The organism is Desulfoconvexum algidum (assembly GCF_055382125.1).
The window spans coordinates 1,916,815-1,931,202 of sequence record NZ_AP042394.1 but is presented as its reverse complement, the minus strand read 5'-3'; the positions used below and the strand labels follow the sequence as shown (position 1 = coordinate 1,931,202).

Here is a 14,388-nt window from a genome sequence, read left to right as displayed (position 1 = left end):
TTGGGTATGGGCGTGAACTGGTATTTTAAAAACTCAGTCCAGACAGAATTTTAGCACCCCTATATATGGTATACAGGTTTTTTCAGCCTTGATAATTTTATTCAATTATATTTGCCAAGGGTGTCATGTCCGGCCATTCTTCCAGAGTGTTTTTTATAAAAATTATGCAAGATAGGAGCTGTTTACTGGCTATAGTCAGAACCCGAATCATATTGCATGACAGCTGTTAATGCTTCCCCGTATTTGGCAGCGGAATAATGCTGATATGGTTTTGGCAATTGAAGTGGTATTATCTTTTTGTTTGCCGGATATTTGCCCTTGCTCTGCTCCTACTTCCAAGTTTACCTATGACTTTTGCCACAACAGGGGCATATAAATCTTCTATCCCATGAGTCTACTCTGGATTCTGCTGCTAAAAGGGAAACAAGCGTCTGAAATGCCACGGGGATAGGGCTTGATTTTTCTGGGTGAAGCAGTGTATAAAGTTTCTGTGGGAGGGGAGTATCCAAAAGGAATTGATATACACTTTTGCCATACACTTTGGAATAAACGGCTTGCGAATGGATTTTAAAAATATAGAGTAATTACAGCTGGTTAGGTGAGGCTTGCAATTCGATAAGGTCGAATCCCCCCTCTCCGCCACACAGAAATTAGCGGACATCCATGTCATATCAAGTATTAGCATTAAAATATCGGCCCCAAACATTTGATGAAGTTGTGGGTCAGTCCCATGTAACCCGCACCCTTAAAAATGCCATCACAGCGGATCGTGTTGCCCACGCCATTTTATTTACCGGCCCTAGGGGTACCGGCAAGACCACCATTGCCAGAATTTTGGCCAAAGCCATGAACTGTAGCACCGGGCCCACCCCAACCCCCTGTAACACCTGTAAAATCTGCAGGGACATCGTTGAAGGACATTGTTCCGATGTTTTTGAAATTGACGGTGCCTCCAATAACAGTGTGGACCAGATCAGGGATCTTCGGGAAAACGTCACCTATATGCCGGCCACAGCTTCCTACAAAATATATATTATTGATGAAGTGCACATGCTGTCCACGGCGGCCTTTAACGCATTATTGAAAACCCTGGAAGAGCCCCCGGACCATGTGATGTTCATCTTTGCCACCACTGAAGTGCACAAGATACCCGCCACTATTTTATCCCGGTGCCAGCGCCATGACCTTGGCAGAATTCTTCTGGAAGAAATTTCCGATCACCTTAAAATCTTGTGTGAAAAAGAAGGCTTTGCCATCGAAAAGGAGAGCCTGGACTTGATATCCCTGGAAGCAGACGGGTCCATCAGGGATTCTTTAAGCCTTCTTGACAGAATAATGTCCGCTTGCCCGGATAAAATGATTGATCATCAAAAGGTGGTAGACAACCTTGGGGTGATGGACAGACGAGTGATGCACGATATTTCATCGGCTGTGTTTCTAAAGGATGGGGCAAAATTGATCCATATCGTTGATATGGTAAATGATTCTGGCCTCGATTTGAAAAAGTTTTTTTCAGACATCATTCTTCATTTTCGAAATTTAAATGTCATCAAACTTTGCGGGCAGGACAATTCAGCGATAAATATCACCGATCTTGAAAAAAAGACCCTGGCCCAGGCAGTAACTCAATTGCACCCTGACTACCTGGGGATGCTGCTGCAATTGCTTTTGAATGAAGAATCCCTGGTAAAATTTTCTTCCCATACAAAAACAGCAGTGGAAATGGTTCTGCTCAAACTTATCCAGATCAGCCCCGGGGCACAACTGGACCAGATCATCGGCAAACTGGATCTTCTGGCCAAACAGATAGAGTCTAAACTGGCGAAACAATTGACAAACTCTGCCGGATACACCCAGTCTGCTACCCCGCCGGACACTGCCCCCATGTCGTTGGAACAACCTTCCCGAAAAGAAGCATCACTCAGAGGGATTGCACCCGAAGAGATTGCACCCAAAACACCTTCCATGCCAATGGCGGCAACCACTGCTTTACAAACTGAAGAAAGCCAGGCCACCTATGCCCCCCCCCCGATGGAACCAATTCCAAAAACCTGGCCCAATTTTTTAAAAAAAATTGAACAAAAATTCCCCTTTATGTTTGCCCTGCTCTCAAAAGCCTTGGTGGATGAATCAAGCCCCGGGAGTGTCCAGGTAAAGTTATATAATTGTTCCGCCTTTGACACCACAAGACTCAAGACAAAAAAAGGAGAGTTACAGACCCTTTGTAAAAATTTTTTGGGGAAAGACCTCGACATAGCTATTATGTCCGAAACCCAATCCATTGCCAAACCCGACAAGCAAAAGGCCAACATGAAGGTGGCAGCACGCAATCACCCGCTGGTTCTTGATGCCCAGCGCATATTTGATGGTGAAATCATCAACTATTAAATAAAAAAATTCCATAATACCACAGGAGATTAACCACATGCAAAATATGAGTTCCATGATGAAACAGGCCCAGAAACTTCAGAAAAAAATGCTCAAAACCCAGGAAGAGCTAAAAATAAAAACAGTTGAAGCCTCTGCCGGTGGCGGCATGGTAAAAGTAATCGCCAACGGGGGACAAAAAATCGAATCCATTGTACTTGAACGAGAAGTGGTGGACCCCGAAGACATTGAAATGCTCCAGGACCTTGTCATGGCCGCTGTCAATGATGCCCTGAAAAAATCCCAGGATATGGTTTCCGCTGAAATGGGCAAGCTCACCGGCGGACTCAACATCCCCGGCATGTAACCTGTGAATCATTATCCAGAGGCAATTATAAAGCTGATCAATTCCCTGTCCACCCTTCCGGGTATTGGAAAAAAAACAGCTGAACGGCTTGCACTCCATATTCTCCATGCCCCGGATCATGAGGCTGCCGCACTTGCAGGGGATATTATTGAGCTCAAAAGCAGTGTCAGACTTTGTTCTTCCTGTTTTGCCTTGAGCGACCAACCACAATGCCGCATCTGCACAGATCCGACACGAGACCCCTCCTTGATTTGTGTGGTTGAAAATCCTAAAGATATGGCATCCATTGAAAAGGCCCATGTCTTTTCCGGGACCTATCATGTCCTGGGGGGCGCCCTGTCTCCCATTGACGGTATTGGCCCCGATGATATCCGGTTGGCTGAATTATTCAACCGGGCCGACCCCAAACGCGTGAAAGAAATTATTCTTGCAACAAAAACCGATGTTGAAGGAGAAGCAACCGCTGCCTATATCCTGGATCGGCTTAAATCAAGAGACATCACCATCACACGGATTGCATCGGGGGTTCCCATGGGAGGAGATCTGCAATATGTCGATCCCTTAACACTGCAAAAGGCAATGGAAAAACGATATGGATTATAGATACAAGACAGCCGAAGATATATTTGAATGCCAGCTCTGCGGAAAATGCTGCAATGGCTTTGGCGGCACCTATGTGACAGACCAGGACATTCTCAAAATCGCCTCTTTTATAAATGCCGACCCCACAACCTTTGTTGAAACCTATTGCGATTATTCCGGTTCAAAACTTGTATTAACCCTTGGAGCCAATGGTGCCTGTGTATTTTTTGACACAGAGAAACAATGCACGATTCATCCTGTAAAACCTTATATGTGCAAGGCATGGCCCTATATTAAAACCATCATAAAAAACCCTGAAAACTGGAATGCAATGGCAAGTGCATGCCCGGGTATAAAACGAGATATCCCCCATGACGTCCTCGCACAAATTGTTACCAAGGAATCCCAACGACTGGATCAATCTTTGTCTGTAGGCAACCCGAACCAGGAGATTCAAACACCAAAAACATGAAACCAGAAGAAAACAAACCAGGTGAGAACAAACCAGGTGAGATTGTCTCCCTATTGGTGAAAAAAGGGCTTTTGACAGAACAAAATGCTGCCTATGCCATGCGGGTAAAGTCAAAACTTTCATCGGACAAAACCCTGATCGACACCCTAAAGGATCTGAAATATATCAACGGGGAACAGATAAAAGAGGTTTTGCGCGACAATCACCTTTCCATGAAAATTGGGGACCTCCTGGTTGAACTGGGATATCTGAGCCAGGAAAGACTCATGGCTGCACTCAATATTCAAAAAAACCAGAAAGACAAACGGTTGGGACAGGTCATTGTTGAAAACCAGTTTATGACCGAGAGTGGTTTCATGGATGCCCTCTCTGTTCAACTTGGGTTTCCTTTCATTGACCTGTCCGTTGAGGATGTAAACCCCAAGGTCATTGAAAATATTCCCATCAAGTGGTGCATGGCCAATAATTTCCTTCCCATAAAACAGGTGGAAGAAAAAATCCTGATTGCCTTTGCAGATCCCTTCAGTAAAACCGATATCCAGAGCGCCAGAAAACAATTTGGCAACAATATCATCATTGGGATTGCCGCACCGAACATGATCGAAAAAAAGCTGGAAAAACTGGGTTCCGGCAGTATCAAACCCAAAACTATTGTGAATGAGAATACAGCCATTGGTATTGTGGAAACCATCCTTGGCAACGCCATTGACCAGGGGGCCAGTGATATCCATATTGAACCCTTTGAAGAGCGGCTTCAGGTAAGGTATCGCATAGACGGGATTCTGGTTCCCTATAAAATGTTTCCCATTAATGCCGCCACCATGGTGGCAGCCCGTATCAAAATATTGTGCAAAGCCAATATTGCTGAAAGAAGACGACACCAGGACGGCAGAATGACCTTTGAACACAAGGGCAATTCCCTGGATTTAAGAGTCTCTATTTTTGTTACCGTGTTTGGTGAAAAAATTGTACTGCGAATTTTAAACCGAATAAATCAAATCCTAGAACTCGATCACATGGGCATGCAGCCCAAAATGCTCGCGCGATTTAGAAAAGATGTTTTAAATACCCCCAGCGGGGTAATGATTATCACAGGGCCGACAGGATCAGGTAAAACAACCACCCTATATTCTTGTGTGTCTGAAATAGCAAGTCCCCAAATCAGCATTATTACGGCAGAAGACCCCGTGGAATATGTGGTGGAAGGAATCTCCCAGTGCTCCATTGATCCCAAAATTAATCTGACCTTTGAAGAAACCCTGCGCCATATTGTCCGCCAGGACCCTGACGTCATCGTTATCGGGGAAATCAGGGACAATTACTCAGCCGGCGTGGCAGTTCATGCCGCCCTTACAGGCCACAAGGTCATGACCTCCTTTCATACCGAAGACAGCATCAGCGGGTTGATACGACTGATGAACATGGATATTGAGGCCTTTTTAATCTCTTCCACAGTGGTCTGTATTCTGGCCCAAAGACTATTAAGAAAGGTCTGCACCCATTGTCCGGAAGCCTATACCCCCTCTCCCTCGGACCTGAAACTTCTGGGATATGGCCCCGATGATATGAAAAAATACACCCTGTTAAAGGGGAGAGGATGCCCGGTATGCAACTACACCGGATATAAGGGCAGGATTGCTGTATATGAGTTGCTGGTTTTTAATGAATTTATTAAGGAAGCTATTTTAGATTGCAGGTCCAGCTATGACTTAAGAAAAATCGGTATGGAAACCGCCGGGCTGGTGACATTGATGGAAGATGCCATTTCAAAAGTCTCCCTGGGGATAACCACTCTGGAAGAAACCTTCCGGTGTATCCCCCAGCTACTGCCCCCCCGCCCCATCCACGAGATCAATCGATTGTTAGGAGTATCTTAAAAATGCCCGGACAAGTCAGCATTATTGACATCATAAAACAGCAGATCAAAAAAGAAGAATCCCTGCCTGTCCTCAGCCCAAAGGCCATGGCAATACAAAATGAGGCCATAAAGGAAGCGCCTGATTTTGAGGTATTATCCCGATTAATCCGGACGGATCCCACCTTGACCGGACAGGTGCTCAAAACAGCGAACTCCCCTTTTTACAGGGGATTGGGCGGTGTAGACACCATCAAGGATGCAGTGGTACGATTGGGACAGGATGAAATGGTCAATATTATCATGAAAGAGCTTCACCAGAAAAATTTCAGGTCATCCCATCCAGTAATAAAGTCATACCAAATTCGTTTGTGGAACCACTCTGTCTCTTGTGCCATTGGATCTCTATGGACGGTCAAATATCTGTCCATGGACGAATTACTTCCAAAGGCATTCATTGCAGGGCTGTTGCATGACATGGGCAAATTATATCTTTTAACGGCCATCGAGAAAATTTTTCAGTCCAAAACAGCCGCATTTAAACCCCCGCCCCAACTCATTGACAAAATACTGGACAACCTCCACTCGGCAATGGGGTATAACCTTCTCACCAAATGGCATCTGCCGGTAACATACAGGATCATTGCACGGGACCACCATACCGATGAATACGATATTTCAGATATGCTGCTGCTGATTGTCAGGCTGGTGAACAGGGTCTGCAGCAAGATTGAAGACAATTCCTCTAAAACAGATCTTTCAGGAATTATCAGCTCAAAGGAGGCGGATATCCTGGGGATGACGGAAATCGGGGTGGCTGAGCTTGAGATTGCCCTGGAAGATGCCCGGACAAAAAGGCCCATGTGAACATCTAATTGCCCCCCATATCGGCAAACTGCCGGGCGATGCTGTCCCGTTCATATACAATTTCAACCCGCCGATTCCTTGCCCGTCCCCGGGCCGTATCATTGGTCGCCACCGGGTGGTACTGGGCATACCCTTCCGCCGATATATACCGGGGAGAGACTCCGTTTTCCACCAATAATCTCACCACGGTCGATGCCCTGGCACTGGAAAGCTCCCAATTGGATGGATAAAAAGCCGATGAGATGGGCTCGCTGTCTGTATGCCCTTTTATCTTTACCTGGTAGGCAAGTTTGGACAGGACAGATGCCACCTTTCGAAGAATATCCAGCCCTTTGTCCGACAGCCGGGTTCCCCCTTCGGCAAAAAGAAGCAGATCCGACATGGTAATGACAACGCCGTCTTCGGACTTGGTAACACTTACCTCCCCGCCAAGTTTATTGAACAATACCAATTCCCTGATCTCGGAAACGATCTCTTCCATCTCCTTTTCAATCATTCCGCCCAACTCGTCAATCTGCTGGTTTTCACTCGGTTCTTCAGAGGGGACCGCATGCATTGTCAACCCTTCCCTGGTGCCCGACTCAGGCACGGCCTGGGATCCTAAGGCACTTCGCAGGGATTGAACCAACTCCTTGTAGGTCTCCTGCTGGGTGGTACTCATGGCAAAGAGCAGAACAAAAAAACACATCAAAAGGGTAACAAGATCGGCAAAGGTGGCCATCCATGCGGGTGCACCTTCCTCACCACCCTTTTTTTCCTCCTCGGGCGGAGGGGACAGCGTCATCTCAGATTCTGCTTCTGCTCCGGTTTCATCAGCCATGGTTTATTCTCTTTTTTCTAATTTATTATTTTTTTTCTTCTTCTTTTTTGCCACCTGTCATATATACCTTGAGTTTATCTTCCATCAGCTTGGGATGTTCCCCTTCTCTGATGGAAAGAATCCCTTCAAAAATAATATTCATATTGGTGATCTCTTCTTCATTTCTTCCCATGAGCTTATCGCTCATGGGAATAAAAAACAGGTTGGCAAGAACAGCCCCGTAAAAGGTAGTGATCATGGCCACAGCCATCTTGGGACCGATGGAGGAGGGGTCGTCCAGGTTGGCAAGCATCTGGACAAGACCGATCAGGGTTCCGATCATCCCAAAGGCCGGGGCATATGCCCCCATGCTCGAAAAAATATCTGCCCCTGTGTCCAGGCCTTTTTTTGTCAGGGACATCTTTTTTTGCATGATGGCAGCGATATCCCCAGTTTTCACCCCATCCACTGTCATCTGAAGCGCCTGGGCGAGATATGGGTCGGGGGTGGTCTGGATATCCCCTTCTATGGAAAGCAGCCCCCCTTTCCTGGCCTTATTGGATATTTCAATCAGATTGGCAATGATGTCTGCTGGTTTTTCAATTTTAAACATAAAAATCTTTATGCCTGTTTTAAACATACCTAAAAAATCAGACAAGGGATAACCGACCATGGTGGCGGCAACAGTTCCCCCCATAACAATGAGGATAGACGGAATATTGACAAACATCATGATACTGCCGCCCAAAAGTATGGTACCCAGTACAAACCCCATTCCTGAGACAACACCAATAATCGAAGATATATCCATTATTAAGCCTTTATGTAAACAGTTTCATCAACAGGATACTCCCGGTGATATTGTATAATCTTATCAATTGATTCCTGTGTCAGTTCTGTGTCCACAGAAAAAAGTTTGGTTCCAGTGGTTGTAAACAAGGCTGTTCCCAACCGCATCCCGGGTTCAAGCTGTTCCACCCCGACGCCTCTGACCCGATATGCATCGGATCCCATGTGAAGCACGGCATATTTTTCAAGCCACCCCACAATAACAGGGTCAAGACGGGAACCGGATAAATTTTCCAGGGCAGCCAGCAACTCTTCCAGGCTGTTAACCCCCGTATCTTTCAACCGATCAAACGCGTCGGCCCCGGCAAGTATCCGGCAAGCCAAGGGGATATGTCTTTTTTTTAATCCGTCGGGATAGCCTGTCCCGTCGGAATTTTCATTTAAAGATCGAATCATCCGGGCACAGTTTTCAAATCCCTGGCACTCATTTAAAAGATCGGCCCCTTTTACAGGATATTGAATCCAAATATTATTTTCATAAGCTGTAAGGTCTTTTTCCTGTTTTTCCAATGCCGAACCCGGCATGAAAAGAAGTCCGACCTCATGCAACATAGCAGCTTTTCGAATATCCTCCAACTTTTTTTCATCAAAATCAAATTGTTTTGCAATAAAGCCTGCAATATGGGCTACCCTGTCCCCATGTCCCCTGTTTGCTTCGATCCTCGTTCTGATAAGGGTTGACAAAAGCCGTTCAAACCCGGTTATATTCTGACCAAGGGCTTCTCGCATGAGCCGTAAAGATTTTTTCATCTGACTGCGTTCGCGGGTCATGTGATGAATCTGTTTTAATGCATTGTTCAGGCTGTTTTTTTCCTGGGTCAGCTCTTGTTTAACACTTTGCAATTCCTGCTTGAACTTGTCCAGGTAAAGAAAGGCTTTTTCCAAAGTTTGTTCCCGGACCTTAAGCAATGATCTCAGATCTTTGTCCATAGTCTCGTTGGATTCTCCCTGGGTAATTTTTCCTGATTCATTCAGAATAGTCATTTGTCCACCACTCATCCCATTGGGTTTCCATGATGCTTTGGGCCATCTGCCGGCCTGTTTGGGTTTGTAACCGCCCAATGACCAGGGGCAGCCAGCGTTCAGGGGAGCTACCCCCTGTGTCCTCAAGTTTTTTCAATTCAAGGACAAAAGAAAGCTGATCCGCATCCTTTGCAAGTTTTGCCTCTCGGGTTTCACCCAGGTTAAACTCCTCAATAAGGGATTTGATATCCTTACCAAAAGCAAGGGGCTTTATCAAATGAGAAATGGCTTTGGCTTCATCGACCTTTGTATATTTTTTCTGGACATAGTTAAGATCACCGGTCCTGGCTTCGGGAAGATCGTGCAGCAGCGCCATGGCCATGAGTTTTTCCCCATCAATATCCCCATCCATTTTTGACATGACAAAACAGATAAACGCCATGGTAAAACAATGTTCTGCAATACTTTCACGACCCGATCCCAAAAAAGCATACCCCGACCGGGCAATATCCTTTAACATCCTCATTTCAAAAAACAGATTGGCAATGCATTTCATCTTTTGTGTCCAATTTTAAGGTATAAGAGTAACAATTCTTGACTTTTTATAGAACAACCGTTTAAATAAAGTCAAGATATTCAAAGGGACCAATGCAGATCAAGGGAGGCACCATGTATAAAATAAAAGGGATCGCAACAATCACGGGCATCACACTATTTCTAATCCTTAACTTTTTCCCCATGGCATGGGCCCAGGAATTCAGTGACTTAGAACCTGCCGAGGGTTCAGGTTTTTACTATACCATACAAAAAGGGGATACCCTCTGGGATCTATCCCAACGCTTCTATGATTCCCAGTGGGACTGGCCCGGGCTCTGGGAGATGAACAAGGAAATCAAAAATCCCCACTGGATATACCCGGGGAAAAAAATAAAAGTTTTCCTAAAATCTCAGCTACCACCCAAACCACCCGTGGCACCCGTGGCTGAACCTATAAAAACTAAACCGCCAAAAATAATCCCCTCCTTTACCTACACACAAATGAGCCATATTGGATTTATCAAACGAGATGTTGAACCCTCCCTTGGAAACATTATTCGAGAAAAAGACGGGAATCTGATGATGTCAGCCAATGACATTATTTATATCAATCCAACCGGAATCGGTGGTCTGATTCCGGGAAAAATGTATCAAATCTTTGATACACAAAAAATAAAAGAAACCCTCAATGGCCAGAAATTTACAGGCATCAAACACCTGATTAAAGCAGAAATCAAAATCCTTGAACACAAGGGTGACTATGCGACTGCCATCATCGTCAATTCTTACAGGGATGCCAATGTGGGTGACAGAATCATGAATTATTATGAACGCGACACGGTATTATCGGTTCAGGAAAACCCAAATCCCATTGATGCCAGTCTTGTTTGTTCAGAAGAAGATACCGTCATGATCAATGATTATCAAATTGCCTTTATCAACAAAGGCAGACAGGACAATGTTCAACCCGGCCAAATTTACACAATTCTCCAGGAGAACAAATCTGCCTTTGACGGGTCCGATTCGAACTGGACCCAAAAGTCCAAAATCATCCCCCCCCTGGATCCTTTGAATTCAGGCAAATTAATCGTACTCCACGCAGAAGATATTGCCGCCACGGTCATGATTCTGTCGTCCAAGTGTGATCTTCATCCGGGGGATATGGTCAACTGATCCCAGGTAACCCGCAAAATCTCCTGGTAGGTGGTCTGACCTTCCAGCATTTTTTGAATCCCATTCTGACGCAGCAGGGTCAATCCTTCTTCCACGGCTTTGGCCCTTAGCTCTTCCAGGCTGGCATCATTGGAGGTCAACCGTTTGAGGGCCTCGGAATAGGGAAGGACTTCATAAATACCGGTCCGTCCCTTATAACCGGTATTTCGACATTTCACACATCCTTTCCCATGGGTCAGCAAAACCGGGCCTTTTTGGGGCACCCGAATCCCCAGGTCTGCCAATTCCCGGGCATCCATTTCAAAGGTCTGGGCACAATCAGGACAGATTTTTCTGACCAGGCGCTGGGCCACAATGCCGTTCAGGGAAGAATGAATAAGATAGGGCGGAATACCAAGGTCCAGCAGCCGGAAAACCGTTGAAACCGCATCATTGGTATGAAGGGTGGACAAAACCAGGTGACCGGTCAAGGCGGCCTGGACCGCGGCCTGGGCAGTTTCAAGATCCCTGATCTCCCCCACCATGATGATATCTGGGTCCTGGCGGAGAATATTTCGCAGGACCGAGCCAAAGGTGACGTTAATGACAGGCTGAACCGAAATCTGATTAAACTCTTCATGGACCATTTCAATAGGGTCTTCAACGGTGGTGATATTCACCTCGGGAGAAGAGAGCATGCGCAGGCTGGAATAAAGGGTGGTTGATTTTCCAGAACCTGTAGGGCCTGTCACCAGGACAATACCAAAGGGCATACCGATCAAGCGTTTATACCTCTCAAAATCATCCTTTAAAAAACCCAGCATCTCAAGGTCCTGGAACAAGATATCCGGATCCATTATCCGCATGACCACTTTTTCCCCAAAGGCCACAGGAATAGTAGATACCCTTATTTCAACCTCTGTATCCTTCTTTCCCATTTTAATCCGGCCATCCTGGGGCCTTCTTTTCTCGGCCATATCCAACCCGGAAAGGGTTTTAATCCGGCTGACCACCGCATTGTGAAGTTTTTTCGGCAGCTTGTATACCGTATGGAGGGCACCGTCAATTCGCATTCTCACCAGACAAATGTCGCGTTTGGGTTCAATATGGATATCACTGGCTCTTTGATCAAAGGAATAGGTAAACAAATGATTTACGGCATTGATAATATGATGATCCGTGGCGGGCAGATCATCCAAAGAGGTCAGGCTGACAAATTGTTCAAGATTCCCCAGGTCAACCCCCTTTTGGGAAAACAAATCTTCTGCCGCTGATATAGAATAATGGAATCCAAAAAACTCATTGATCAATCGTTTGACATCCGACTTGGAACTGACAATGGGTTTGACTTTCAATTTTGAGACCATTTCCACGTCCTTGATGGCCTCGTAATTAAACGGGTCGGGGGTAGCCACCACCAACTTACCCTCTTCCACTTTTAAGGGCAGCAAAAGGTGTCTTAGGGCAAAGGATTTTGAAATGGTGCCCGTTACTAAATTCAATTCCAGCTTCAGGGGGTCTATTTTGATATATTCCAGACGAAATGCAGCCGCAATTGCCTTATAGATCAAATCTTCATCAATAATCTTGCCAGGCTGATCCAGCCGCTCAATCTTTAAATACAAAACAACATCGATAAAGGATGTCTCAAGGATTGCTCTCTTTTTGGCTGCACCTGTCAGGGAATTGTCCTTTCCCTGCGCCCAGAGAAGCTCCTTGATCTTTTTTTCCCTGGCCAACAATCCCTTTGCCTGTTCTGTTGAAATTAATTTTGCGGCAATAAGAATTTTACAAATATTGGTGGCGCAAAATCTTTGATTTTTCTGGTCCTGCATATTGGTTTCACCTTATTTTAGAAAAAAAAGTACACGTATATGACACGAAAAAATATCAATAATTATACATCATCCAGAACCTGACAAAAGTCCGGAAACACCGGAACCACAGCTGGTAAGGCCTTTGCTTACATGGGTATTTTTTCCATTTTTAAACCCTTCTTTAAAGGCGCCGGATAAGCTCTGGTGTCGTCCGTACCTCCCTGATCTTAATCTTGGAAAAAGTCGGGATTCTTCTTGCCTGTTTTCTTCATGGTTTTGTTCCATCAAAGACCTGGTCACGTTTACTGGCAGGGAAAGATCACCCTTTATTTTTATCTTGGAATCGGCAAACATCAATTCATGGTTGTCCTTGATCCCGGCTGTGAACCCCATGTCAAAGGAAATTTTTTCGTTTCTTTTGCCACCCTGTTTGTGTTTAAAATCCTGCCAAAGGGTTCGGCCGGTATCAAGCAAAAAATAATACACATATTCTGCCACAATTAAAGCCTCTTTTCTCCCAATCAGAACAATGCTTTTGTAAACGGTATCATCGTAAGCGTGATAGGTCCGGGATGTCACACAATTTACATAATAATAGTCTCTCAAGACAGCCAAAATGGCTTTTTGGATAGATTCAATGCGTTTTTTTTTGTGGCAGATGGTAAGGTATCCGATATTTGGATCACCCTCTCCCTCCTTGATTCTCGCAAGATTATACTTGTTAAGCAAATAATTGGCTTTCCTGGATGCTGCTTGTGCCTCTGCCTGGTTATTGGATTGCCCAAGTGCCATCAGTTTCTCTACTTTTCTTAACATTTTTTGGGCATCCGCCGACAGGTCGCCTTTAAACTCCTGCAATCGTTGGTTATAATCCTTTTTGCCCGTCACAAACGCCCTATGAACCCCTAATTTTTTACAGGCCAGCTTGAAATAGTGCCCATGACTGTCTGCGTTGTCATAAAACGTGGAAACGTATTGATGCGCCATTTCATGTTTTAAAACCTCTAAAACGATATCCCAGGCTTGTGTTTTGATAAGATGGCTTGATATGGAAATTGTGTGTATTTTAAAATCCCACCATCCAAGGAGTGATTCACCGGAAGAAATGTTAATTGTCGGGGTTGCAAGCGATACGCCATACCGCCACGCAAGGGCCTCGTGTTCCAGGCAAAGTTGTGCTGCCCATCTGGTTTCAATGTCTATTGGCTGATTTTCCATGGTATCAATTATCTTCGATCCTTATTCTTTCTCATTATTTTCCAATAGTTTAATTGGCTTTCCAAAGGTTTTTTCGTATTGATTCAATTCTTCCCTGCTGACCCATTTTTCTTTTGTGTCAGTGCGAAGGGAAGATCTTTGACCCTCTTCTTTTACAAAGCATTCTCCCAGGACATATTGACACCCGTCATCGGTTGCAAATGCTTTCCAATCATTGCCAAAGGTCAAAATATTAGAGACCATTTTTTTTTGGTAGGAACCGTCATCCCCACAGATAAAAACGGTTTGACACGCCACCACATCTTCCGGCTGAACTTGTCGAAAAAAAAAATCATATCGATTCTTGACCATTCTTTGACCGATAAATATCCCAATCAGGCCACTTAAAAGGAGAAGACCACTTATTATTACAGGCATTGTTGCCTCCTATTTTTTTTACAATTGTATCCGCACTTAGAAAACAATAACAACCCTATTGGAGATTTACAAGTTCCCAGCTCAATATTTGAAGAAGATTAAGCGCATCACACATTCCAATCAAAA

At 45.0% G+C, this 14,388-nt stretch carries 14 protein-coding genes; 7 read left to right on the top strand and 7 right to left on the bottom strand.

What is annotated here, in order from left to right; translation table 11 throughout:
• Nucleotides 1–663: 663 nt before the first annotated feature.
• Genes dnaX through ACZ45G_RS08770 form a run of 6 tightly spaced genes read left to right on the top strand, consistent with a single transcriptional unit; the run spans nt 664 to nt 6,510 of the window.
• Complete coding sequence (gene dnaX / locus ACZ45G_RS08795) at nt 664–2,388, top strand: DNA polymerase III subunit gamma/tau (protein WP_464177102.1); 1,725 nt, start codon at nt 664–666, stop codon at nt 2,386–2,388.
• Between the two features lie 37 nt (nt 2,389–2,425).
• The gene (locus ACZ45G_RS08790) at nt 2,426–2,734 is read left to right on the top strand and encodes a YbaB/EbfC family nucleoid-associated protein (RefSeq protein WP_464177100.1); all 309 of its coding nucleotides are present in this window, start codon (nt 2,426–2,428) and stop codon (nt 2,732–2,734) included.
• A 3-nt stretch (nt 2,735–2,737) separates the two neighbouring features.
• Entirely contained in the window at nt 2,738–3,337 is a 600-nt protein-coding gene (gene recR, locus ACZ45G_RS08785) for a recombination mediator RecR (RefSeq protein ID WP_464177098.1), read from the top strand.
• On the top strand, nt 3,327–3,788 hold the full coding sequence (locus tag ACZ45G_RS08780) for a YkgJ family cysteine cluster protein (RefSeq protein WP_464177096.1): 462 nt from the start codon (nt 3,327–3,329) through the stop codon (nt 3,786–3,788). Before recR ends, ACZ45G_RS08780 begins: the two co-directional genes overlap by 11 nt.
• Entirely contained in the window at nt 3,785–5,665 is a 1,881-nt protein-coding gene (locus ACZ45G_RS08775; RefSeq protein WP_464177093.1) for a GspE/PulE family protein, read from the top strand. Before ACZ45G_RS08780 ends, ACZ45G_RS08775 begins: the two co-directional genes overlap by 4 nt.
• 2 nt (nt 5,666–5,667) lie before the next feature.
• The gene (locus tag ACZ45G_RS08770) at nt 5,668–6,510 is read left to right on the top strand and encodes an HDOD domain-containing protein (RefSeq protein ID WP_464177091.1); all 843 of its coding nucleotides are present in this window, start codon (nt 5,668–5,670) and stop codon (nt 6,508–6,510) included.
• A 4-nt stretch (nt 6,511–6,514) separates the two neighbouring features.
• On the opposite strand, the gene ACZ45G_RS08765 is transcribed toward ACZ45G_RS08770, so the two are convergent.
• The 4 genes from ACZ45G_RS08765 to ACZ45G_RS08750 are packed head-to-tail and all read right to left on the bottom strand — an operon-like array spanning nt 6,515 to nt 9,677.
• Complete coding sequence (locus ACZ45G_RS08765) at nt 6,515–7,330, bottom strand: OmpA/MotB family protein (protein WP_464177089.1); 816 nt, start codon at nt 7,328–7,330, stop codon at nt 6,515–6,517.
• Nucleotides 7,331–7,355: 25 nt separating this feature from the next.
• Entirely contained in the window at nt 7,356–8,120 is a 765-nt protein-coding gene (locus ACZ45G_RS08760; RefSeq protein ID WP_464177087.1) for a motility protein A, read from the bottom strand.
• Between the two features lie 2 nt (nt 8,121–8,122).
• Nucleotides 8,123–9,142, bottom strand: a complete 1,020-nt coding sequence (locus ACZ45G_RS08755) for an HD-GYP domain-containing protein (RefSeq protein ID WP_464177085.1) — start codon at nt 9,140–9,142, stop codon at nt 8,123–8,125.
• Nucleotides 9,126–9,677: an HD domain-containing protein gene (locus tag ACZ45G_RS08750; protein WP_464177083.1), complete on the bottom strand. Its 552-nt coding sequence runs from the start codon at nt 9,675–9,677 to the stop codon at nt 9,126–9,128. Before ACZ45G_RS08750 ends, ACZ45G_RS08755 begins: the two co-directional genes overlap by 17 nt.
• A 113-nt stretch (nt 9,678–9,790) precedes the next feature.
• Between ACZ45G_RS08750 and ACZ45G_RS08745 the strand changes: the two genes are divergently transcribed.
• Nucleotides 9,791–10,831: a LysM peptidoglycan-binding domain-containing protein gene (locus ACZ45G_RS08745; RefSeq protein WP_464177081.1), complete on the top strand. Its 1,041-nt coding sequence runs from the start codon at nt 9,791–9,793 to the stop codon at nt 10,829–10,831.
• On the opposite strand, the gene ACZ45G_RS08740 is transcribed toward ACZ45G_RS08745, so the two are convergent.
• From ACZ45G_RS08740 to ACZ45G_RS08730, 3 genes are all read right to left on the bottom strand, one after another.
• Nucleotides 10,807–12,645: a GspE/PulE family protein gene (locus ACZ45G_RS08740; protein ID WP_464177079.1), complete on the bottom strand. Its 1,839-nt coding sequence runs from the start codon at nt 12,643–12,645 to the stop codon at nt 10,807–10,809. The genes ACZ45G_RS08745 and ACZ45G_RS08740 overlap by 25 nt on opposite strands.
• Before the next feature lie 69 nt (nt 12,646–12,714).
• Nucleotides 12,715–13,845 (bottom strand): SprT-like domain-containing protein, encoded by a 1,131-nt coding sequence (locus ACZ45G_RS08735; protein WP_464177077.1) that lies wholly within the window; start codon nt 13,843–13,845, stop codon nt 12,715–12,717.
• Nucleotides 13,846–13,866: 21 nt separating this feature from the next.
• Nucleotides 13,867–14,262, bottom strand: a complete 396-nt coding sequence (locus ACZ45G_RS08730) for a hypothetical protein (protein WP_464177075.1) — start codon at nt 14,260–14,262, stop codon at nt 13,867–13,869.
• Between the last annotated feature and the right edge of the window lie 126 nt (nt 14,263–14,388).